Origin of the sequence: Mesonia algae (genome assembly GCF_003253545.1) — a bacterium.
In the GTDB taxonomy this organism is placed as follows: domain Bacteria; phylum Bacteroidota; class Bacteroidia; order Flavobacteriales; family Flavobacteriaceae; genus Mesonia; species Mesonia algae.
Genome location: NZ_QKYV01000002.1, coordinates 156,869 through 180,681 on the forward strand (window position 1 = coordinate 156,869; position 23,813 = coordinate 180,681).

Consider the following 23,813-nt stretch of genomic DNA (forward strand, 5'->3'; position numbering starts at 1 on the left):
GTGAAACGAATTACGTCTCTATAAAGGATGTTTTACCATTTTAAAACAGGTTCTTCTTTCCAAAAAATTATACGGAAGTCTTCATAATGGTTAGCAGTACCAATGGTGTGGTTATCTCTTAATCCTTGGTTTAATTGTAGTTTATGTAGCATTCCAGAAGCAGCACCAATCCATAAGGTTTTTTCATCTTCAGAAATAGTAATACCAGTAATTGTAGATCCTAAAAAGTGTTTCCAAATACAGTTTCCTTTGGTATCTACGGCTTTAATATAACCAAAAGCGTCTCCTAGTATATAGAATTCTGAGGTTGAAACACCACAGTAAACTCGCATTCCATCTTCAATAGTGATACAATCTTCACCACCTTCATAAGCTGGAATATTTATACTTTCAAAATCTGAAGTTGCTACACCAATGGTTATACCGTTATAAAAATGACACGAATTGGTAATTAACTGTTTATCATCTTTAGAAAACAAACAAAAATCTGGATAAGAAGATTGTGTGCCTATTTCTGCAATTTCTTTACCATTATTATCTAAAACTCTATGGTCATAACATTGATCACCAACTACAATGTATTTATTGTCGTTAGAAAGTGTTGCATTTTCCATATCCATATAAGGTTCCCACTCGTCATCTTCTGGATCTGGTAATGGGTGAATCATATTTTCCCCTGTATTAGAGATAACATAAATTCCATCTGATGATACCAATAGAATTTTAAGTCCGTCGTTAAAAGGGATCAATTCTGTAATTCCAATATTCTTTGTTTCATCTAATTGGAACGTTGCTATAATATCACCTTCCCAACCTTGAGTAGTACTAATAATATTATTTGCAGCAATAGCAAACACATTATTTTGTTTAGATTTCCCTACAGCAGCAATAGAAGTATCGAGTTCTAAAATATCATTATTATCCAAGATATAAGCTTGTCTTTGCTCGTATGGCGCTCCTGTTACAAAAACAATTTTCTGTTCATTTATAAATTGTAACTGCATTATACTTTGCCCTTTTTCTTTCATTAACTGAACTAAAGGCGTGTGCGCAGGCGGAAAATCTGTTCTAAATTGAGAAACAGTATTATTTTTATTAGCGTCTTTTAAAAGTTGAAAAAGCGTATCTGCTAAATGGCCTCTACCATCTCTAGGTTCTTCGCCTTTCCAATTTTCCCAACCCTTAGTTTCACCAAATTCAACCATAGCATTTACATCAGAAGCATATTTACTTCCTTGTTTATTCCATTCATCTTTAATTTGTTGAATATCTTTATTTGTAATTTCCATTTGTGATAGGTATTGAAATAGTGAAACTAATGTTGAATTATTTTAAAAGCACTCTTAGTGAAATAAGATTGCGGTTTTATTAAGGATACTAAATTTAGCAGCATCTAAAAGTGTAGCACAAACTAAGGTCTCTACCCAAAAATCACCTTTGTCTTGTATTTTCTGATTAATTTCTGGTAAATTAGAAATGATATCGTCTTCGTTTAACTGAATATTCAAAAATTTGATTAAGCTTTTTAACTCACTTAATAAATCATAGGAAGAACCAATCATTGCTCCAGGAACAGGATTTTCGTCAGTATCAAAAAGCACTTCCGGTAACTCCACAGGAAGATAAAAACCTTCCGCATCAGAGTGTGTTAAAAGGTGACTAGACAAGTAAGAATAATGTTCCTCTAAAATAGGATCTTTTCCAGGCTCATCGTCTATAGGAAATGGTGTTGGTGTCCAATCCCAATTTTCATTATCTCTGTTTTCCCATACGTGTGCAGCAAAACGTTTCAAAAAATGTAAAAATACATAAGGAAAACCTCCAGAATGTAAAGGTGCTCGATCTAAAGTTTCTGGTTCTTGGTGTGGCTCTATATTATTTTTAGCCAAGATGTTATTGATGTTCTCAAAAATTACTTTATAAGCTTGGTAACCTTCAGGTTCGTTTTCTATAAAGTCTGCTAAAATGCCGCTAGTAATTGCTAATCCCATTGTTTTGTTTTTAAAACCAAAATTAGGGCTTAAGCATCTTATCTCTATCACTGAAATTAGTGATAATTATATATAGCGAGATTTTATTTTCTATAATATTAAATGTGTTGCATAAAAAAAGTACGCCTATTTGGCGTACTTTTATAAAATCTCACAAGTAAATTATAACCATTCTGCCTCAATCCCCATTTGCTCAAACTCATTATAAGCTTTTTCGCTGGCATAGCACAACGTTACTTTTTTTAAGTTAGGAAATTGCTTAGCATCTATGGCCGTTTCAATATCCCAGTACTCCACATCACCGCCAGAAAATGGGCATAAATTCATATAAATATCGTTTCCGCCGTCTTGATAAAAATCAGTAATTTCGGTAGCTAAGCGTTTTGGTATGGGTAAATCTTTAAAATATTGGGTAACTTCTGCAATGGGTTCATACCCTTCTTCATCAATATCTATTGCCCTTCCTCTGTACCATTTTGCAAATTCGTGGAGGTCAAACTGTGGTTTTATTAAACCTTTCATATACATCAACTCTTCAATTATAGATAATTTAAATCCGAAATCTGTAAATGTAAGTCCTTCTTCATCTAAAGGTGTGATGCTGTATTTATCCTTAGGAATGCCCGCACCACGTTCATAAGGCGTATATTCACTAATTTCAATAGCTTCTATTTGTTCTTTTCTCACAGAGAACCAAGCACTAATATCATTGACCACCAATGCACCACTTCTATCACCTTCAAAAAGTTTTACAAGATTTTTTTTATGAGATTTATAATAGCTAATAATGTCTTGATTGTTATAGTGAAATATGCCAGTAAAAATCTGCTTCGGACTAAATTCATATTCTTCTAATTCTAAAGCTACGGTTATCGACTCTACGACCTCTCCGTTTTTAGAATAGGCTAAAATACCTAAATCGTCCCAAGTAAAAACGGTATTACTTTTCCTTTTTACGGTTCTATAATTTTCATTTAAACATGCTTTTAATTGTGTTAACGGTACTGGAAATGTGATGTTTTCTGAATTAATTTGAAATCCTTTTGATGATAAAAACAATGCAATCATAAATCTATTTTTAAGAGTACCAAAAGTAAGTTGGTTATTTAAATCACTAATGCCTGTATTCCGTGATTTTTTCTTCGGAAGTATTAATCATAAATTAATATCACTGTTATCAGGGATAAAATAATCACTGACTAAATTTAATTTTGTAGAAAACCTTTTTTATGGAAGATCAAGTTAATAAAGCGGCGTTTTTAGAATCTCTAAAACGCAACAATGAAAAAATAAGAGACGATCGTGCAAGTGCTATTGCAGAAGATGCACAATTAATGTACAAACGTGAAACTGAAGATTTAGCCTTGTCTTTAAAACGTCTAAGACGCGAGCAAGAAAATATGCTAGATATGAGTCCTACAGATGCTAATAGCTTAGTGTTGGCCTCAGATTTTGATGCAAAAGATTATGTAGCAAAAGACTTAGAAATGTCAGTTAAAATAAGAAACTTAGAAATTAAATTAGAATTAGCCAAAAAGCGTTATACACACTTATTTGGTGGCACAATAAACGAACTATAATTATGGGAGGAGGAAGATTTAGCCAAGATGCTTACGCACGATTAAGAAAAACAAAAGATTACAGTAATAAATCTAGAGAAGAGATTTTTACTTCTAGAGCAATAGACCCAGAAATGGATCCGGTTAAAGTTCTTGTAAGAGAATCACGCGATTCTGAAGAACACCCTGAAACCGTTTCTATTATTGTAGCTTTAGATGTTACAGGAAGTATGGGTTTTGTACCAGAACATATTGTAAAAGAAGCTTTACCAGACCTTATAGGTTCTTTAATGGAGGCTGGTATTGAAGATCCGCAAGTCTTGTTTTTAGGGATTGGTGATTTTATTTATGATCACGCACCTTTGCAAGTGGGGCAATTTGAATCTTCTGCAGAATTGTTAGACCGTTGGTTAACGCGCGTTTATTTAGAAGGCGGTGGCGGCGGAAACAATCAAGAAGGCTATAATTTGGCACATTTATTTGCGGCGCGTCATACGTCTATTGATTGTTGGGAAAAGAGAAAACAAAAAGGCTTTTTATTTACCATTGGAGACGAACCTGTTTTTCCTACTATTCCTGCGGAAATTATTAAAAGATACACGTGCACCAATGAAGCTGAAACTATTACTACGGAAGCTATTATTGAAGAAGCAAAAGAAAAATACAATGTATTTCATATGCACTTAGAACACAATGAGTGGTCTAAACAAGAAAGTCGTAAAGGCAATTGGAAAACGCTTTTAGGTGATCATTTTATGGAGATTCCAGACTATAAAACTGTTGCTAAGCGTATTGCTGAAGTTGTGATTCAAAATCATAATCCAAGCCCTACATCTGCTAAAAGTTCTACCTCTTCAAGTGTAGATATAGACGTAGAAAATATGCTTTAAATGACAAAATGTAGTCTTGTTATAGATTTAGGATTTGGCGATGCCGGAAAAGGATTAACAACCGATTTTCTGGCATCGCAAAACCCTGAAGAAAGTCTAGTGGTCCGGTTTTCTGGCGGACATCAAATTGGGCACACCGTAAGTACAAAAATGCTTTCACACACGTTTAGCAATTTTGGTTCAGGAACCTTTTTGAACGTACCAACCTATTATTCTGAATACACCACACTTTTTCCACCAGCTATTTTAGATGAAGGTCATTTCTTGAAAAATTATCAGCCAAAACTGTATTTTCATCCGCTAGCAATGATTACCACGTTTTATGATATTGCTTTTAACCGAGCGATAGAAAAACAACAGCAACACGGCTCTTGCGGTTTAGGTTTTGGAACTACCATCGCCAGAAATAAAGCTGAAGTTTACCTTTATGCCAATGACTTACAATTTCAATGGGTTTTAAAACAGCGCTTACAGAGTATAAAAACTTATTATGAAACTAAAATCGCGCATCAGCCAAAATCGGTTCAAGATTATTACAACAACGAACTAAAAGATTACAACGAAACTTATTTTATAGATAGTTGTAAATCTATTGAGACGTTTTATGATATAAGAACACTTTCAGAATTAGCTACTAGTTATAAGCATTTTATTTTTGAAGGTAGCCAAGGTATTTTACTCGATACCCAACACGGGTTTCATCCGCATACCACTTGGAGTTACACCACTTCTAAAAACGCCCTTCAGCTTATAAAATCACATATAGGCAATGATGTGGAAATAAATATTTATTACGTATCGCGTTGTTATCAAACGCGTCACGGTAACGGACCAATGGCTGAAACGGAAGCTGTAACACTTCAGCATAATGAAAATGAAGCGAATGTCACTAACGAGTTTCAGGGTGAATTTAGAACTCAAGCTTTAGCGCCTGAATTGCTCAATTATGCCTTAAGCTGCGATGCTATTCATCATCAAAATTTAAAAGTGAAAAAACATTTAATGTTAACTTGCCTCGATCAATTACCTAGTTTTAATTACGAGCTTCTGCTTCAAACATTAAATGTGAAATTTCAGACGGTTTACGGAAGTTACGGACCAAGACGAGAATGTATTAAAGAAATTTCAAAATAAGATTTTGAAGGAATTCAACTCGACTTTAAAATTATAAAAAAAATCACTAAAATTTATGATGACTAAATCACACACAAAATCTGGCATTGAATTAAGTTCCAAAGCAAAATATAAACCTTTAGTTTTTGCTCTATTTATGATAGGGCTTTGCCTAATTTCCCTACAAGACATATCTATAGAATCAGTGATTCCTTTAGGCGCTGCTATCATATTCTTTGGTCTCTATGTTTTTAATAAAAAGCTTAAAGTTTTCAATTTTTTTGAGACTCATTTTGTGTTTCAACCAGGAGTTATAGGCAAAATAACGGTGCCTTATAACGCACTTAAATCTTTTGCGGTTGAAAAAAAAGTCATCCTGATTACGTATGAGAATTCAGATAAAAAAGAAAAAAAGATTAGATTCCTTGTTAGTCAGATTGAACCTAAGCAATTTCCGTTATTAGAAAGCACTTTAAAAAGCAAGATTAGCAATTAAACAGGGAACTTCTTTTACAAAATCACTAGTTTCAGTGATGAAAATTTTAATATTCCAAAGTACCTTAGCATTATTAAAAATAAGAGAAAATGAAGCATAGTTTAGCCTATTCTAAAGACTTTAAAGCCTTAAAATGGAATGATTTTAATTTTGAAACCCTTCAAATTAAAACCCTTCCTGTACTTGAAGATCCTTTTCATTATAGCAATTGTTTTACATTTAGAGATGCCCTTTTAGAAGCTGTTGAAAAACATTCTGGGAAATCCGTTTTTAAACTCTTATTTATTACTCCAGATCACAGTAATATTCACCAATTTTATGGTGTTGCTTATCTTGAAGGTAAAATTGTTTACGCCTTCGAAATAGAAAAAACACCGCTCTTTAATGAATGGTACGACATTATTATAGATGATGATGGTGAAAAACCGCTAAAATCTTCTGTGTATTCATTTCAACAGAATAGCTATAGCTCACAACCCGTGAGTAATTTAAAAAACATCACTTTTCAAGAAGAAACAGGTGCTTTTATAGATCATTTTATCCCAAATCAATTTATAGCCGAACAATTGGCCAAAGAAAAATCAGATTTCTTAAATCCTTTTATTCAATTGGAAGCTAAAATAGATATGAAAGACTTGGTGCAAACATTTATGACTTTAGTGACCGAAAAGCGATTAAGCATTAATCCACCTAATAACAACGACGCTATTTATGCAAAGTTTGAAGCAGAATCTGGTTATCCTTTTCCGCAACTTATTAAAGAATATTTAAGCTTGCATAATGGCATAAACCGCTGTGCTATTATGGGTGCAGAAGATATTTATAACGAATGGAAACAGTGGAAAGAAATTTATGATGATTGGACGCAAGAAGAGTTGTTAGATACCTATTCTACCAACGAGGGTAAAGCACTTTTAATGTATACCACACCGTATTGGATTCCTTTTTTCGATTTACAAAATGGTAATTTTTTAGCCTTCGATTTTGCACCGAATACTAAAGGTAAAGCCGGACAAATTATTCGCTTTGGTGCCGATCAAGAAATTGGATATATCGAAGCAGAAGATCTTATTACTTTCTTAAATAGTTTAAAGGGTAACGAAGGTGAAATTGAAGACCACGAATGGTTTTACAGTGCTTAAAACTTTCAAAAACACACAACCTATAATTTAGATAATACACAGCAAATGCCTGCGATTTTTAAAACACATATCATCCCAAAAATAAAAACAACGTCTCTACAGGCTACAGAAACTACAGCTTTGCTTCAGGTTTTAGAGTTAATTGACGCCACAGAAACCGATGTTTATAGCAATACTAAAAAAAGTTTAGACACAACAGATACCACAGTAAATTTTACTGAGCAACTGGCACAACACATCTATTTTCATCCAGAAATTTACGCTAACGAACAAGAAGGTTTAGAGTTTGTTGCTTCTTGGCTTCCGTTAGTAGAAAACGGATTTTATCCTGATAAAAAAAGTGCCGACAAGCTTGTGACGTTTTTATATTTTAGCTTGAGTTATTTTCAATCTGAAGCGATTTCAGAAACGCTAAAAACACAAATTTTTAACGTTCTGAAAGCTTTGATGCAAAGTAAATCTGAAGCCTCATTTCCTATAGCTCGCTTTTTAGTCCACCGTATTTTTGACATTCGTGATGTGTTGAGTTCAGATTTTTTAATTCAACATTGTATCATTCATCAAATTCTAAACGAATCCTATACCGTTGTCAATGCTGATAAAACAGTTAATACCTTTCCATTTCAAATAGATAACGATTTTATTCAACACTTTTTTGATAATAATTGGAGAAAATTCATCACAGAATTCCATCTCCTTTTACCCGTAGGTCGTGTGTATGCCAAAGGCGCTTACGATTTAATGTTGCCTTGGTTTTCTGAAGATTTAGCCGACTATTACGATAATAATGTAGAACTTATTTTTGAAGCGCATAAAGCAATAAAAGAGCGCTTCATTTTTGTAGAAGCTAAAAGTTCAGAATTATTAAATTTAAAAACCTCTGAAGATTTTTATCCGTTAATTGCTTCTTTAGGTGATAAAGTTTGGGATGCTGGCGATGTGTTATTATTTCATTTTCGTGATAAAGATATCCCGCAAATTCAGTTAGAAAAAAGTCATTTAAGATTTATAGCGTGGCTGAATGCCGATGGCGGAAGTAATTTTCAAACCGAAGCTTTTAAAGACTATGGAAAACAAATTCTTACTGAAAATGCAGCTGAAGTGCTTCCCGCACAATTAATTCCGTTTTGGTTTAATAAATGTCATCCTAAAACAGGAATTAAATCTCAGACTGAAACTTTCAACACTATTTTTACCAATTTACTTATTGAAGGACGCAACGGAAAATTGCCACAAATGCGTTTTGGTGATGCCGATTTTGAAGTGACAGGTGCATTTCTAATTCGTGAAGTGTTTCAAGTTAAAGACAACCTAGATGCGTGGCTTCAAGGTTTTATAAAAGAAGGCATTTCGAATCCGTTAAATCAATTTTTAGTTCGCACATTTTACGATGCAGGAGAAGCATTACTAGAACTTTACACCCCAGAACAACAAAATAGTTTACAGTTATATTTATTAGAACTAGCCTATACTTCACGAACTGTTGAAGACACAGTTAGAACACAAAATTTACCACTAATTGTTGATGCCTTAGCCAATTTATGTGTAGAATCTGGCAATTTTACCCGTGTTAATGAAATTTGGGCTTTAAAAGATATTGATACTTGTGTAATCAAATCTTGTAACGATTTTGCACGCGCTCATTATATAAATGAAGACCATCCGTTAACGCTTCATCTTGTTCAGGCTTGGTTTAATTATTTAGCCGATTATTATTACAGCTTTACGGAAGAAGCCATTTGGGTAGAAACGGTTTTAAACACCCAAGGTTGTAGAATGGCTACTTATTTTAATACCTATGAAAATGATATTAGTTTCTTTTTAGACCGTGCATTAAATAGAATAATAACTTTTCATAGAAAATCTAAACTAAAACAGGCTGAAAATAACGTTTTAGGTCGTATTTCTGAACAAATTGAAATGTTTTTGATTGATTTTCTAACAGAATTAGGCGAAAATAAACTCCACAAAAACACCGTAGGATATTTAAAGGATTACAATAAAAATGACGTTGCTAATTTTAACCAGCAACCTAAATTAGTTACGATCATTGATGCCTTTTACGATTTCCATTTTGAAAGTGAACCACAACAAGAAATTAGCACTGTTATAGAGCAATTACAAACTTCTAACATAGAAATTGAGTTTGTAGAAATTAATCAGAATTACGTAGAAACGATTCTTCAAAACCTAGAACAGTACAAGGATGTTGGTATTTGCGACGTTAAACTTTTAGAAGTTTTAGAAGAAAGAAAAGACGATTTTAAACTTTGGTTGGCTAACGATGAAACAGGACTTGATGCCCGTTTTAGTCAGGCGCTGTATATGACCTTACTGGACACCAATTTAGCCCCAGGAACCGATAAAGAGACCTACGGAAACCTATGCAGAAGCTTATTTACGCATTTGGTAAAAGGCTCAAAAATGGCAGCATCTTACGCAATGGGATTACAAGCAATGGCAAAATCTGGAGCCTATTCAGAAGATTTAACAACCGCCTTATTAGAAGTGGTAAACGGTTTAAATGCTTAGAAAATGACACACGAAATTACCCCCCAAATACAAGACCAATTAAATTTATCGGCCTTGATATTAAAGAAGAATTATAAAAAAGCCGAATTAACAACTTGGTCTGGGTTTGATTTAGAAAATGAAATGGATGTTAAACAAGCTAAACGTCTTTTAAATGTATTCGGAATAAAGTCTGGTTTGCATTTACGCAATAGTTTGCAGCGTTACGAAACCGGACAAATGGTCTCTCATAATTTTGATAAACTAGCTTTAGAATTTAGGATGATGACCACAACCGATTTTGATGCTAAATACAATGCAGAACAAAACCCGAGAACAAAAGCAATTTATAAAATGGTTTGGAAATACCGTTTTATACTCAAAACTCAAAAGCTTATTGGATACGAAATGGCGTATTATGTTTTTCAAATGCGTCTAGGACACGTTTTAGGTTTAATACAAACCGATGAAATAATTTTGCGCCTAGAAGAAGCTAACCATATTATAAAATCTAACTTTTCTAATTGGGGAGAATTTCATCGTAATGTCTGTTTAGGAGGTGAGTATGTTTTAGGAGCAACTGAACAAGATGTTAGTAAATTTCCAGGAACAGAAACCCTTTGGGAATGCTACCAACGCTTACATATACAACACGCCGACTGGTTTAAAGAATGGAAATAATGAGTAAAGAGATAATAAACCTTAACAAAAAATTAGAGCGTGCCGAAGAACTTTACAAGGCCAATCTATACGAACCTTTAGGAACGCTTCTTAGTAATTTACAAGAAAGCATTGAAATGCTATCCGATAAATATCCAGCCATAAATGCAAGATATTACCGCATTTATATGCTATATATTAGTGCTTTTGAAGAGCTTAATATGAAAGCTATGGAATCCTATCTGCAAGCTTTAATTAGTATTGGACAAGAGCTTCCATCAGATTACGAATACATTTGTAGTTTTTATAAAGAATGTAATGAATGGGTATACACCACGGCCTTAATGACCAATCCATATAACGATACTTTACATTTACTTTATGCGCTAAAATTAAAGGAGGAACAACGATATGATGAGGCTATATTGACCTTAAAATATATGTTGGAATGTTATCCTGCGCTTACCGAAACTCGTTTCTTACTTTGGGAGATTGAAGCAGCACATCTAGAAAATCTATGTCATTCTGACGATGAAGTAGATGCTAATCAATTATTAGAACTAGCTTCAGAAACCCATAACACTAGTATTTTAAAAGGTTTAGAAATTGATGAGCGTTTAGACCAAGCGAGTCAGAATCTAGCAGGAATTCAGGTGGCTTTATGGGAAAATAAGGCTTCTGAAAATAAAAAACGATGGATTGCCGAATGGAGACATCTAGAATTAAGTCATACTACTCGCATTTTACTTGCAGATTATGCCAAATCATTTATGATGTACGATATGGTCTCTCAGCTAATAAGTGCTCCAGCAGAACCTGTTTTTCCAGAAGAAAACTATACCAATTTTTCAGAATATGAAAAGTATATGGAGGCGCTTGTTAATTCTGGTTGGCAATTAGCACAGCATCAATATTTGTTATTAGGAAATTCATCTTATTATTACTCTAAAAACAAAACAACTATAGACCTTTGTGTACAACGCGGACTGGCTCTAAATCCTAAAAATCCGTTGCTATTGGTATTAAAAGCGCAATCTTTTTTATCAGAAGAAAATTATAACGAGACTGGTGCGGCTTATCACGAGGCCTTTAAAAACGGACTTAGAATGAGTGAGTATCTGTTTAATTTACTAACCGTTAACAGTAGAATAGAAAGTTGGCAAGGTATTTTAAATATTGTTACACAATTTCATAGACGACAAACACCAACGTTAAAAACGTTATTTTTTCAGGCGAGAGCATTAGTTAAGTTAGGTCGTTATGATGAAGCTTTGGTTATAATTAATGAATCACTTTCAGATTATCCATTACCACAACATTCATATGCGCCTTGGTTGTATAATTTACGAATGGTGATTCATAAAATAAATCATAACTACACGGCGTTTTTTGAAGATATGCAATCAGAAATCAACTTTTATGTAGATGGTGATTCTGATTATTTTAGCACAATGAATATGTGCATTGAGACGCTTGTAGAAATGGGAGATTATGAAGAATGCTATAAATACGCTATATATAATTTTGAGCAAGGGGAATTACCGCAAGAGTTAAAACCAGTTTTTCAATGGATTTGTTATCAAACTTTTTTAGAAAATCCAGAAGAATTAGGCGAAGCTACAGCAGAGGATTTAATAGATAACCCAATGACATTTGCCCAATACCGAAACAACGGATTTATTCAATGGATGTTAATGGACTTTACGGGCGGAGCAAACTCTTTACAACAAGCTGCAGAATTATCGACTAACAAAGCATATTATTTAAAATTAGCTTTAGAATGTGGAAGCTCAGGGAGTGATAATATAGCAGTAATAAAACTCTGTGAAACTATAAAAAAAGAAGCTCCAGAAGCCAGAGATTGGAAAGTAGATTTTGCTTATGCCTCTGCTTTACAACAAGAAAAACGCTACGAAGAGAGTTTGGTGGCGCACAACGATTTGTTACAACGTTATACGGAATATACCTTTTTTAATTTTGAAAAAAATGAGTTTCATAAGATGTTAAAAACCGCAAAAGACACGATGAAAGATTTAGGAAATGTAGAAGATTACACCAAATACAACGCAATGTATTTAAGTAAGGATAATCCGTCTGAAATGGCCTTATTAGATCATTTAGAAATAGCACAAACACATTATAAAGAAGATTTATTTCTTCAGCATAATTTACTAGAAAGCATTTCTAAGCTAGATATTGAATTTGAAAATGGAGAATTACAAATGTTAAAAGAAATGAAATCTAAAATAAGAACTGACTATTTCAATCAAAGAGATTAAGTTTGTCTTTTCTTTAATGAAGCTATTTAGAAAACATATTATTTTAATAGTATTCCTTTTTTTAGGATTACAAGATGTAGCTATTGCACAAACATCGCAAAATACTCCTTTAATAGATTCTCTTTCTATAGTCTATAACAAAAATGTATATGAAAATCCGCAACTAGCAAAAGAGGCAGCTTTACAATGGCTTAGTGAAAGTAAAAAATTAGAAATGGACCTACAGGTGGCTAGAGCACTTTATGCTTTAGGTCATCTTGGGAATATATCGGGAGATTATAAAAGCACAATTAAGTACTCCCATGATGCAATTACTTTACTTAAATCTCTCCAAGTTGAAAAAGGTTTAGCAGCCTGTTATAATATTTTAGGCACAGGTTATAAAAACTTAGGAGAATATCCAAAGTCTATGGATAGCTTTGTAGAATGTTTAAATTATTCAAAACAAACAGAGAATAGGGTACAAGAAGCTAATGCATATCAAAATATAGCTACACTATATTTACTTCAGAATGAATATAAAAAATCTGCAGAAAATTTAGATCGCGCAGCCAATCTTTATCGAGAACTAGGTGATGATGATGGTGTACTTACCACACTCTTTAATTTTGCTAATATTTTAAAAGAAGAAGGTAAGTTTGATCAAGCTAGAAAACATTACCAAACCGTTTTAGGTTATAGAGAAAGAGAAGGTAATAAAGCGGTTATCGCCTATGTAAACATTAATCTTTCACAAATGCTGGTGGAAGAAGAACGTTGTGCTGAGGCGGTAATTTCATTAGAAAAAACATTGATTCTTTTGAAAGAGCTTCAGTTTAATTCAGATATAGCAATTGTCCTAAACGACTTGGGATTATGCGAGAGTAAATTGGGACATACACAAAAAGCAATCAACTATTTTCAGCAAGCATTAGAAATAGGAGAGGAGCACTCGTTATTAATGTATAATTCTAACATCTATAAAAATCTTTCCCAGCTTTACCAAGATGAAGGAAATTATAAAAATGCTTTAAAATTTTATGAAAAATCTATCACAACCATAGAAGAACAAAATTCTCTAGATAAAGAGAAATATGTAGCCAATATACAAGAACGCTATGAAACTCAATTAAAAGAAACTAGAATAAAACTTTTAGAAAAAGAACAAAAGTTAAGTGAAGCTGAGTTGCAAAAAGCAGAGCTTACTGTAAAAAGACAACGTATTGTGAGAAATACGTTTATTGCTGGTTTTGTGCTAATATTATTAACCCTAATTGTTTTGAGATTTTTCTATGTACAGCGATTAAGAGCACAAAAAGAATTGAGTTTGCAACAAGAAGAAAATGCTAAGCAGCAAATAAATCAGATGATAAAAGATCATAAATTATCTGTTATAGAGCGTTATCAAGAAGGCCAAGATGAAGAAAGGTCTCGATTAGCAAGAGAAATACACGATGGTATAGGGAGTGATTTAGCAGGTATAAAAATTGCCTTTGAGCATTATGCAGAGCAGCACGAAGAAAAACAACAATCTAAAAGAATTGCATCAGCTATAAACAATGCTTGTATTGATGTACGCGGACTTTCACATCAGCTTCATCCTTTGCCGTTTTCTAAAATAGGATTTACTAGTTTTCTACACGATTTTATTAACCAGATTTCAGAAAAATCAACAGTAGAAATTAAAGCTTTCTTCTTTCCGGAAGAAGATATAGATAGTTTACCAGAAGCATTATTAGCAGATACCTACAGAATTGTTCAGGAATTGGTGAATAATATACTTAAACACGCAGCGGCAACTCAGGCAGAAGTACAACTTACTAAACATGAAGATCACTTAAATATGGTGATTAATGATAATGGCAAAGGATTTCAAAAAAATAAAAAACAAGGAATAGGCCTACGTAATATTAAAGAAAGACTCCATAAAATGCAAGGAACATTAGATATAGATAGTGCTTCAGCAAATGGCACATCTATTATGATAGACATTCCTATAAAAAAAGAATTGTGAAGAAGATAAACATTGTTATAGCAGACGATCACCTAATGTTTCTTGAAGGTATTAATACCATTCTAAGCGACATGGAAGAAATTAATGAAGTTCACCTAGCTACAGAAGGGAAGCAAGTGATTAGACTACTTAATCAATTTGATATTAATTTAATTATAAGTGATATCAGTATGCCAAAAATGGATGGTATTGAATTGCTTACAGAAATTAAAAAGAAACATAGTGACGTAAAAATTATTATGCTAAGTATGCTAGATAATCATAGAACGGTGCATAAAGTAATTCAAAAAGGCGCAGATGGTTTTGTACCAAAGTTCACGAGTAAAGAAGAATTGCAAAAAGCTGTAAGAACTGTTTTAAATGATGAACAATATTTTTCTGAAATAATTAAACAACGTTATATGGAAAGTATTTTTGAACGTAAAAAATATAAAAACATAGAACTTTCACCAAGAGAAAAAGAAGTATTATCTCTATTGGGAGAAGAATTAACGTCTAAAGAAATTTCTGAGAAATTATTTATTTCTGTAAATACAGTAGAAACGCATAGAAAAAATATTCTTTTAAAAACTGGATCTAAAACAACCACAGGAGCGGTTAAATTTGCTATCGAATCAGGTTTATTTGATTAACATAAAAAAATACGTCTGAGTTTTGAACTCAAGCAAATTTTTAATGTTTTAAAGTAAACTAAAGAATTTTATTGAATTTTAATTCCTTCTGCTTCTAGAGCTTCTTTTATTTGTAGATTTTCTTGGTCTTTAGAAGTTTTATCATTTTCTTCAGAAAGCATTTCAGCACGATAAATGAAAGAAGATTGTAAATCGAAATAGACTACAAACAGTCCTTTTTGCGGATTTACCCATCTACCACTTTCTGTATTTTTTACTCTTTTATCATCTAAATATTGTATCCAAGCGCCTTTTGACAAAGAAGATTTATCCATATAAATTTTCCTATGACTTATAATTTTAAAATACGGATAATTAGTATCTAATTTAGCTTGCATATAAGCTTCTAATTTTGTCTCTAGCATTTCAAAATTAGTCAGATTTTCTGATAACAAATAGGGACCTGGTGTGTATTGAGCGTTTTCTATATCTAAGGTAATGTTGATAAATCCACCTGGGTATTCTGGAGTTTTAATAAGTAAACTCAATTCGTAAGCACTATCTATTTGCTTAAAAGATTGGTTTAAGCGATTTATAAAACGGGTAACGATATCATTTAGTTTATTTGGGTTTAAATCTTCATTAAACGTAAATTCAATATCATTATCAGAAAAAACTATTTTTGAAATTTCAGCTTTAAAATCTGCTATGACCTCTTGTCTAATGTTATAACGTTTTAAAATTTCCCGATATAAATCATCAAAAACTATTGCATCAGCTTTAGGGTATAGAGGAAGAGTGTCATTTTCTAATATGGTTTTTGCATTGATATGGGTATAAAATTCTATTTCAGGTACTTGTTTATCATAAACAACAACACTAAATATATTAGGATCCATTGTTGCTGCATTAAAATATCTATTTAGATCTTTAAATGTAAGCTGGCCATTATATTTTATTTGTAAATATTGCTCCAGATTTGTTGCTGCTTTCTTTTGAGAAATACCACCAACTATTTGTGCACAACCAGTGGTAATAAGTAAAATTATAAGTAGAAATACAGCTACTAGTATTACAAATTTCATGAAGTTTTAATTTAGAAAGCATAAATCTAGTATTATAAGTAAATGTGAGCCTCCCTGAATTCCGTGAATTTTGAGTATCACTTATACAAGGTGCTATTTAAAAAGGATGTTATGATAAATTTGAATTATAAAATTCATTTAAAATAATACGACATGGGATTACAAGAAAAAAGGGCTGCAAAATCTATAGAAGATCAATATTTAGGAGATTATCAGAAAGAAATTAATGAAATTGTAGGTAAAGAATTACCCATCAATATTAATTGGGATACTTTTGAAATGGACTTTATAAAGTTTGTACCAAGTGTTTGTCTACAACGTCTTACAGATGGGTTAAGAGAAGTTTGTAAAGATGATATGGGCAGAGAAGCTGTAGCAGAGAGCTTGAATTCTATAGAGGTTTATTGCATACCAAATGAAGGAGCAGAAGCTAAAAAAGAACTAAAGTTAGAAGATGGTGTATTTTCTTTAACGGCTTGTTGGGGAGGTCATCACAGCGGGTATTTTATAGATATAACTATACGTGAATATTTAGAAAATAATTTATAGTATTAAAAAATAACATCTTCTTGTTATTTTTAAAAAAGGAAAATCTTTATAGATTTTCCTTTTTTAATGGCTAATATATCTTGTAGTTTACAACTAAAAAAAGCCTTTAAGAATTAAATCATTAAAGGCTTTACAATAGAGTTTTTTTATTAATGCAGTTTTACATCGTTAAAGGTAACGTCTTTTAATATCATACTAAAATAAGCATCGCTATGAGAATTATATTCAGAGAAAGACTGACTAAAGCTCACTACAGTAGCTTTGTTAAAGACCAATGAAATTGATGGAGTCTCTTGCTCTCTATGAAATACTTTAGCATAACCAGACCATTCTCCAGGTTGGTTAGAAATCCATTCAATAAAAATAGGATCATTAACCATTTTTGTTGTTCCTGAGAAATTTACATCTATAGGTTTTTTCTCTTCCGTATAATAGTCCATATTAAAACTATAATCGCACTGGCTTAAGACAAACGATTTTTCTGTGCTATTATCTTTTCTTATTAATAATTCTATTCGGCTAACTACATTAGAATCTTGCATAATTTTTAGTTTATATTTATAATTCTTTTTCTATTAGATCTTGTAATTTTTTTGATGTAGGAAAGCTTTTTAAGCCCTTGGTTGTATCTAGAGTTATAGATAGTGTTTCTTCCTCTAAAGTAGTCTTAATCTCTTTTCCTAATGTGAATTTTACTGTTGAAATTGATTCTGTAAACGCCTCTTTAGCCAAATTATCTTCAGCTATTTTAGAAAGCGTCTCTTTTAACAAGTCCACAATTTTTGAAATATAATACTTATCTAGATTTTCTGGGTTTTCTTCAAATTCATAAACAATAGTTACTTTTTTATCGAAAACTTCTTTAAGCTCTATTTCTAAATAATTTATCTCTTTTTTTAACTGAAGTAAAGTTGGTATTTCATCATCTTCGGGAGTAAAAGGAATCTTTCCATCAGATAAAAGATAACCGTATTTATTAATATTACTCATAGAGATGGAAGAAATAGAAAGCGTTTCTAAGTATTGAAATTGTGCCTTGCGATCATAAATATCACATAATAAAACTACATTCTTCTCGCTGTCATAGTTCACAAAAAAACCAGAAGCACCACCTGAATGCGTACTAATTGTAACTTGCGGCATTTGAGGTTTTTCTTTTTTTCTCTCTATATCTGCAATTTCTTGAAGTATTTTTAAAACTTCATTTGTATTTAAAACTGGTAATTGTAACATTGTTTTAAAATCCATAGTAATCCTTTTTTTGTTTTATACAAAGTTGGATTATTAGGTTTAAAACAGACTAACTGTTTTCAGTGATATTGTAAATTAGTAAACTTAGTTTTGATCTAGGTTGTAGATCTACTTGCGCGAGGTTATATATTCTCAGAAAAAGAAATAATAGCTATTACGATAGAAAAAGCCCAATTTTAAAAATATAATTCATTTGAGTTTAAGGCAAAAAAAAAAGAGTAATCAAATGATTACTCTTTTTCTAGTCGGGGTGGCAGGATTCGAACCTGCGACCTCCTGCTCCCAAAGCAGGCGCGATGACCGGGCTACGCTACACCCCGAGGTGTATAACTTAAAGATGTTTAGCGGAGAGACAGGGACTCGAACCCTGGCGACAGTTACCCGTCGACAGATTAGCAATCTGCTCCATTACCACTCTGGCACCTCTCCGTTAAAATTATGAACTTTCGCTTTGTTATTGCGGTTGCAAATATAAGACGTCTTTATCTTCTCGGCAAGTTTTTGAGTAGTTTTTTTTAGCTTTTTTTTTAAGTATTCTATAGTGTTCTAACTATGAGAATTTTATAGATTATTTTTTTTTAAATTATTTTCTAAATCTATTAACCGTGCTACGTTTTTTACCAACTTATGATGTTTTCTTACAAAAGGATTTTCTTCATTCCATACATAACCGGCTAAGACAGCACATACTTGTTGCTTTATTTCTTCATTAGGTTGTTGATGCATTAAAATTTTTTGAAGATTACCATTATAAAACTCTTTTACATACGTAGAAAAAACATTTACGCCGCTTTTTATATAATCTACATATTCTTTTTCCCAGTCAACTGCACTATTTTTAAGTTCTTTCACTATTAATTTGGCAGCTAAGAGGCCCGATTCTGTAGCAAAAGAAACACCAGAAGAAAAAACAGGATCTAAAAATTCTGCACTATTGCCTGTAAGGACAAAACGATTTCCGTAAAGCTTAGTTACATTTTTAGCAATATTCTTTACTTGTATAGGCTCAAATAGAAAGGGTAACTCTTTAAATTGAGGATAATATTTTTCCGTTAACGGAAGCATTTGACGAAGCTTTTCATTAGTGTTACCTTTAAATTGAAGAAACCAATCGTTGGGTGCTACAAAACCAATGCTTGTATTTCCGTTAGATAGCGGAATGTACCAAAACCAAACTTCTTCTTCTATAATATCGAAAGTAATAAGTGAACCTTCCTTTCCGTTTGGTCGTCTAATGTCTTTTATTTGTGTAAAGATAGATGAGTGTTGTGCAACTTGTGGAGGAGCTTCAAGATTTAAAAGTTGAGCTAAAACTCTTCCAAATCCGCTAGAATCTATTACATATTTAGCATCTAATTGAGATATTTCGTGTTCTTCATTTTTTAAAGTTAAAGTAGCTTTTTCTTCCGTAAAGCAAGCATCTATAACTGTGGTTTCAAACTCAATCTCAACTCCTTTTTTAATGCATTCTTTTGCTAGCACCTGATCAAAATGATCTCGGGGCACTTGCCACGTCCAATCCCAACCCTTGCCAAATTTTTTACTAAAGTCAAACTCACTTTTCTTTCCATTTTTTATAAATCGAGCTCCAGTTTTAACTTGGTAGTTTTGCTTTAGAAGACAATCGAGTAATCCTGCTTCTTCAAAATTATCCATACATCGGGGAATGAGGCTTTCACCAATACTATACCTGGGGAATTTTGACTTTTCAATAATTTTTACAGAAATACCTTGTTGTCGTAAATAAGAAGCAGAAACAGTTCCTGAAGGGCCAGCGCCAATAATAGCGACATCTACCTTTTCTTTTTTCATTCTATTTTGTTTGCTTGGTAAATATACTACATTTGCGAAACTAGAAAGATTTTAATCTACTTTCTCCCGTTATGATTGCAATTAAAGAAGAGATTACTTTTCAAGATTTTTATAAGGTATTATTTGAGAGTGAATCACTTTCATGGGACCCATCCATACTTAATAGAGTAGAGGAGAGTTTTTCTTTTTTACAAGAATTTGCTAAAGACAAGGTGATTTACGGAGTAAATACCGGTTTTGGACCTATGGCGCAATATCAAATTGAAGCTAAAGATAAAAACGCTTTACAGTACAATTTGATAAGAAGTCATGCTGCAGGTACGGGAAAACCTTTAAGTTCTTTATACGTAAAATCTCTAATGCTTGCGCGCCTTAATACTTTGGCTTTAGGAAAATCAGGAATTCATTTAAGTGTAATTCAAGTAATGACGCAATTGCTCAACAAGAATATTACACCTTTAATCTTTGAACATGGAGGAGTTGGAGCAAGTGGAGATTTGGTTCAATTAGCTCATTTAGCCTTAGTACTTATAGGAGAAGGAGAAGTATTTTATAAAGGAAAGCGTTATGCGACTAAAGAAGTTTTTAAACTAGAAAAGATTGATCCTATTAAAGTAGAAGGCAGAGAAGGCCTAGGAATTATGAACGGTACTTCTGCTATGACGGGAATTGGAATTGTAAATACCGTGTACGCTAAGCGCCTATTAAATTGGTCGGTTTTTGCTAGCTCTTTGCTCAATGAGTTGGTAGAAGCTTATGATGATCATTTTTCTGAACCTTTAAATGCTGCAAAAAAGCATAAAGGTCAGCAAGAGATTTCAAGTTTAATGCGATCCCATTTAAACGATAGTGAGCTTATAAAAAATAGGGTTCAGCATCTATATAATCCGAAGCAAGAAAAAGTTTTTAAAGAGAAAGTACAAGAATATTACAGTTTGCGTTGTGTACCTCAAATTTTAGGACCTATAAAAGATACGCTGAAAAATACTGAATCTATTTTGATGGAAGAAGTAAACTCTGCCAATGATAATCCTATAATTGATGTAGCGTCCCAACAAGTTTATCACGGTGGAAATTTTCATGGGGATTATGTAGCTTTAGAAATGGATAAATTAAAGCTGGCGATGACTAAACTGAGTATGTTAGCAGAACGACAACTTAATTATACTCTAAATGCTAAGCTTAATGATATTTTTCCGCCCTTTATAAATTTAGGAACTTTAGGATTAAATTTTGGTGTACAAGGCATGCAATTTACAGCAGTTTCTACCACAGCCGAAAATCAAGCTTTATCTAATTCTATGTATGTACATAGTATCCCTAACAATAACGATAATCAAGATATTGTAAGTATGGGGACAAATGCGGCAAATATGACCAAAACTGTGATAGAGAATGCTTATGAAGTAATATCAATTCAGTTGATCGCATTAACACAAGCAGTATATTTTTCCGATAAGGCAGAGAAATTATCATCGGCTTCAACCAATATTTTAAAAGACTTGCAAGAAATTGTACCACCTTTTAAAACAGATGAGCCTATCTATCCGTATATACAAACGGTTAAAGATTATTTATTAGATAATGAAGCGTATAAAATTACGCAAGCTTAATAAAAGTTCAATAGGACTTAATATATAGAGAAATGAAATACGCAATCATCACTGGCGGTTCTAGAGGTTTGGGAAAAACCATCGCTATACAATTGGCAAAAGATTTAAATTACCATATTCTTTTCACTTTTAAATCTAATCAAGAAGCGGCAGCTATCGCTAAAGCGGAAATTGAGGAGTGCGGAGTTTCTTGCGATTCACTTCAATTTGACGTAGCGAGCAAAGAGGAAACTACTAAAGCTTTTGATAATTGGATAACCCAAAACCCTGAAGCACAAATTGAGGTGATTGTCAACAACGCAGGTATCACTAAGGATGGTCTTTTTATGTGGATGCCAGAACAAGATTGGAATAGTGTAATACAAACCAGCTTGCAAGGTTTTTATAATGTTACACAATATTTTTTACAATCTTTATTAAAGCAACGCTACGGGAGAGTCATCAATATGGTTTCGGTTTCTGGAGTAAAAGGAACTCCAGGACAAACCAACTATTCTGCAGCAAAAGGAGCTGTAATCGCAGCAACTAAAGCTTTAGCGCAAGAAATTGCAAAAAGAAAAGTGACTGTTAATGCTGTAGCTCCAGGTTTTATTCATTCAGATATGACCAAAGATCTAGATGAAAAAGAGCTTAAAAAACTTATTCCAGCCAATAGATTTGGGAAAGCTCAAGAAGTAGCCGATTTGGTAAGCTTTTTAGCTTCAAAAAAATCTTCTTACATTACAGGAGAAGTTATAAATATAAACGGAGGAATTTATTCATAAGGATATGCGTAGAGTTGTTATTACAGGTATGGGGATTTATTCTTGTATAGGCACTAACCAAGAAGAAGTAACTGCTTCTTTAAGAGCAGGTAAATCTGGAATTGTTTATGATAAAAAACGAAAAGAGTTTGGTTATCGTTCTGCTTTAACGGGTATGGTTCCGCCTTTAAATCTTAAAAAAGAACTTACTAGAAGACAGCGCATAAGTATTGGGCCAGAGACAGAATATGCCTTTGTGGCTTCTCAGCAAGCTTTTAATCAAGCAGGTATAGATCAACAGTTTTTAGATACGCAAGAAATAGGAATTCTTTTTGGTAATGACAGTACGGCAAATTCGGTAATAGAATCTACAGATAAGATAAGAGAAAAAAAAGATACTACACTTGTGGGGTCAGGGAGTGTTTTTAAATCTATGAATTCTACGTGTAGTATGAATTTGGCCACCATTTTTAAGTTAAAAGGGATTAATTTTACGGTAAGTGCAGCTTGCGCGAGTGGCTCTCATAGTATTGGGATGGCTTCTCTATTAATTCAGCAAGGACTACAAGATTATATTTTATGTGGCGGTACACAAGAAATTAATGAATATGCCATGGGTAGCTTTGATGGTTTGGGTGTGTTTTCTCCCCGAGAGAATGAGCCACAAAAAGCAAGTAGACCTTTTGATAAAAACCGAGACGGACTTGTGCCTAGCGGCGGGAGCGCAGCTTTGTTTTTAGAAAGTTATGAATCTGCTAAAAAACGCGGAGCTACTATTTTAGGAGAAATTACAGGTTATGGTTTCTCTTCTAATGGTGATCATATTTCTACGCCTAATCAAGAAGGTCCAGCTAGAGCGATGAGACGCGCCTTAGAAATGGCAAAAATTTCACCAGAAAAGGTTAATTATGTAAATGCTCACGCTACATCAACTCCCATTGGTGATACTAATGAAGCTAAAGCTATTCATGAAGTTTTTGAAAAAGGAAAACCTTATGTAAGTTCTACAAAATCTATGACAGGACATGAGTGTTGGATGGCTGGTGCCAGTGAGGTAGTCTATTCTTTATTAATGATGCAAAACAATTTTGTCGCACCTAATATTAACTTGGACGAACCCGATGAAGATTCAGGAAAATTAAATTTAGTTAAGGAAACGTTAAACGCAAAAATTGATGTATTTTTGAGCAATTCTTTTGGATTCGGGGGAACCAACTCTGCACTAGTAGTCCAAAAGGTAAAAGAATAACAGTAAAATCTTAATTAATGGAGAGAAGTGAAATCATTTCAAAAATAGATGATTTTTTGATCGACGAGTTCGAAGTAGAACAAAGTGAAATTTCCGCGGAAGCGAATTTAAAAGAAACTTTAGATTTAGATAGTTTAGATTACGTAGATTTAGTAGTAGCTATAGAGTCTAATTTTGGGATAAAATTAGTTGGTGAAGACTTTGTAAATATACATACGTTTAATGATTTCTATACCCTTATCGACACCAAGCTTAACGCATAATTG

General features: G+C 32.8%; 22 protein-coding genes and 2 tRNA genes. 15 read left to right on the top strand and 9 right to left on the bottom strand.

Annotation, left to right across the window (positions count from 1 at the left end):
• Positions 1-32: 32 nt before the first annotated feature.
• The 3 genes from LX95_RS03920 to LX95_RS03930 form a co-directional block, all read right to left on the bottom strand.
• Positions 33-1,289, bottom strand: coding sequence for a hypothetical protein (locus LX95_RS03920; protein ID WP_111540136.1), 1,257 nt, complete (start codon positions 1,287-1,289; stop codon positions 33-35).
• A gap of 54 nt (positions 1,290-1,343) precedes the next feature.
• Complete coding sequence (locus LX95_RS03925) at positions 1,344-1,991, bottom strand: hypothetical protein (RefSeq protein WP_111540137.1); 648 nt, start codon at positions 1,989-1,991, stop codon at positions 1,344-1,346.
• A 162-nt stretch (positions 1,992-2,153) separates the two neighbouring features.
• The gene (locus tag LX95_RS03930; protein ID WP_111540138.1) at positions 2,154-3,059 is read right to left on the bottom strand and encodes a DUF6892 domain-containing protein; all 906 of its coding nucleotides are present in this window, start codon (positions 3,057-3,059) and stop codon (positions 2,154-2,156) included.
• Positions 3,060-3,220: 161 nt separating this feature from the next.
• Here LX95_RS03930 and LX95_RS03935 point away from each other — a divergent pair, with 161 nt between their 5' ends.
• The 10 genes from LX95_RS03935 to LX95_RS03980 all read left to right on the top strand — a co-directional run bounded on the left by LX95_RS03935 (position 3,221) and on the right by LX95_RS03980 (position 15,266).
• Positions 3,221-3,571: a hypothetical protein gene (locus LX95_RS03935; protein ID WP_111540139.1), complete on the top strand. Its 351-nt coding sequence runs from the start codon at positions 3,221-3,223 to the stop codon at positions 3,569-3,571.
• Between the two features lie 2 nt (positions 3,572-3,573).
• Positions 3,574-4,440, top strand: coding sequence for a hypothetical protein (locus LX95_RS03940; RefSeq protein WP_111540140.1), 867 nt, complete (start codon positions 3,574-3,576; stop codon positions 4,438-4,440).
• Positions 4,441-5,574, top strand: a complete 1,134-nt coding sequence (locus tag LX95_RS03945) for an adenylosuccinate synthetase (RefSeq protein WP_111540141.1) — start codon at positions 4,441-4,443, stop codon at positions 5,572-5,574.
• 55 nt (positions 5,575-5,629) lie between these two features.
• Positions 5,630-6,049, top strand: a complete 420-nt coding sequence (locus LX95_RS03950; protein WP_111540142.1) for a hypothetical protein — start codon at positions 5,630-5,632, stop codon at positions 6,047-6,049.
• 89 nt (positions 6,050-6,138) lie between these two features.
• Positions 6,139-7,191 carry an SMI1/KNR4 family protein gene (locus tag LX95_RS03955; RefSeq protein ID WP_111540143.1) on the top strand — a complete coding sequence of 351 codons (1,053 nt, stop codon included), beginning with the start codon at positions 6,139-6,141 and terminating at the stop codon, positions 7,189-7,191.
• Between the two features lie 45 nt (positions 7,192-7,236).
• Positions 7,237-9,723 carry a hypothetical protein gene (locus LX95_RS03960; RefSeq protein WP_111540144.1) on the top strand — a complete coding sequence of 829 codons (2,487 nt, stop codon included), beginning with the start codon at positions 7,237-7,239 and terminating at the stop codon, positions 9,721-9,723.
• A 3-nt stretch (positions 9,724-9,726) separates the two neighbouring features.
• A complete protein-coding gene (locus LX95_RS03965; protein WP_111540145.1) occupies positions 9,727-10,383 on the top strand; it encodes a DUF1266 domain-containing protein in 657 nt (218 codons plus the stop codon).
• Positions 10,383-12,641 (top strand): tetratricopeptide repeat protein, encoded by a 2,259-nt coding sequence (locus LX95_RS03970; RefSeq protein ID WP_146240734.1) that lies wholly within the window; start codon positions 10,383-10,385, stop codon positions 12,639-12,641. Before LX95_RS03965 ends, LX95_RS03970 begins: the two co-directional genes overlap by 1 nt.
• A gap of 16 nt (positions 12,642-12,657) precedes the next feature.
• Positions 12,658-14,634 (top strand): ATP-binding protein, encoded by a 1,977-nt coding sequence (locus LX95_RS03975; protein WP_111540147.1) that lies wholly within the window; start codon positions 12,658-12,660, stop codon positions 14,632-14,634.
• Entirely contained in the window at positions 14,631-15,266 is a 636-nt protein-coding gene (locus LX95_RS03980) for a response regulator transcription factor (protein ID WP_111540148.1), read from the top strand. The genes LX95_RS03975 and LX95_RS03980 overlap by 4 nt, the downstream gene beginning before the upstream one ends.
• Before the next feature lie 68 nt (positions 15,267-15,334).
• Here the strand turns inward: LX95_RS03980 and LX95_RS03985 are convergent, their stop codons facing one another.
• Complete coding sequence (locus LX95_RS03985; protein ID WP_111540149.1) at positions 15,335-16,330, bottom strand: hypothetical protein; 996 nt, start codon at positions 16,328-16,330, stop codon at positions 15,335-15,337.
• Between the two features lie 153 nt (positions 16,331-16,483).
• Here LX95_RS03985 and LX95_RS03990 point away from each other — a divergent pair, with 153 nt between their 5' ends.
• Positions 16,484-16,879, top strand: a complete 396-nt coding sequence (locus LX95_RS03990) for a hypothetical protein (RefSeq protein ID WP_111540150.1) — start codon at positions 16,484-16,486, stop codon at positions 16,877-16,879.
• A gap of 149 nt (positions 16,880-17,028) precedes the next feature.
• Here LX95_RS03990 and tssD read toward each other — a convergent pair whose 3' ends face one another.
• From tssD to LX95_RS04015, 5 genes are all read right to left on the bottom strand, one after another.
• Complete coding sequence (tssD, locus tag LX95_RS03995; RefSeq protein ID WP_111540151.1) at positions 17,029-17,421, bottom strand: type VI secretion system tube protein TssD; 393 nt, start codon at positions 17,419-17,421, stop codon at positions 17,029-17,031.
• A 16-nt stretch (positions 17,422-17,437) separates the two neighbouring features.
• Positions 17,438-18,127, bottom strand: a complete 690-nt coding sequence (locus LX95_RS04000) for a hypothetical protein (RefSeq protein WP_111540152.1) — start codon at positions 18,125-18,127, stop codon at positions 17,438-17,440.
• 248 nt (positions 18,128-18,375) lie between these two features.
• Positions 18,376-18,450, bottom strand: a tRNA-Pro gene (locus tag LX95_RS04005).
• A 25-nt stretch (positions 18,451-18,475) separates the two neighbouring features.
• Positions 18,476-18,559: transfer RNA gene (locus LX95_RS04010), tRNA-Ser, on the bottom strand.
• A 132-nt stretch (positions 18,560-18,691) separates the two neighbouring features.
• Positions 18,692-19,942, bottom strand: a complete 1,251-nt coding sequence (locus LX95_RS04015) for an NAD(P)/FAD-dependent oxidoreductase (RefSeq protein ID WP_111540153.1) — start codon at positions 19,940-19,942, stop codon at positions 18,692-18,694.
• Positions 19,943-20,013: 71 nt separating this feature from the next.
• Here LX95_RS04015 and LX95_RS04020 point away from each other — a divergent pair, with 71 nt between their 5' ends.
• Genes LX95_RS04020 through LX95_RS04035 form a run of 4 tightly spaced genes read left to right on the top strand, consistent with a single transcriptional unit; the run spans position 20,014 to position 23,810 of the window.
• Positions 20,014-21,555, top strand: coding sequence for an HAL/PAL/TAL family ammonia-lyase (locus LX95_RS04020; RefSeq protein ID WP_111540154.1), 1,542 nt, complete (start codon positions 20,014-20,016; stop codon positions 21,553-21,555).
• Between the two features lie 32 nt (positions 21,556-21,587).
• Positions 21,588-22,319 carry a 3-oxoacyl-ACP reductase FabG gene (fabG, locus tag LX95_RS04025; RefSeq protein WP_111540155.1) on the top strand — a complete coding sequence of 244 codons (732 nt, stop codon included), beginning with the start codon at positions 21,588-21,590 and terminating at the stop codon, positions 22,317-22,319.
• Between the two features lie 4 nt (positions 22,320-22,323).
• Positions 22,324-23,547: a beta-ketoacyl-[acyl-carrier-protein] synthase family protein gene (locus tag LX95_RS04030; RefSeq protein WP_111540156.1), complete on the top strand. Its 1,224-nt coding sequence runs from the start codon at positions 22,324-22,326 to the stop codon at positions 23,545-23,547.
• A 17-nt stretch (positions 23,548-23,564) separates the two neighbouring features.
• Positions 23,565-23,810: a phosphopantetheine-binding protein gene (locus LX95_RS04035; protein ID WP_111540157.1), complete on the top strand. Its 246-nt coding sequence runs from the start codon at positions 23,565-23,567 to the stop codon at positions 23,808-23,810.
• The last annotated feature ends 3 nt before the right edge of the window (positions 23,811-23,813 follow it).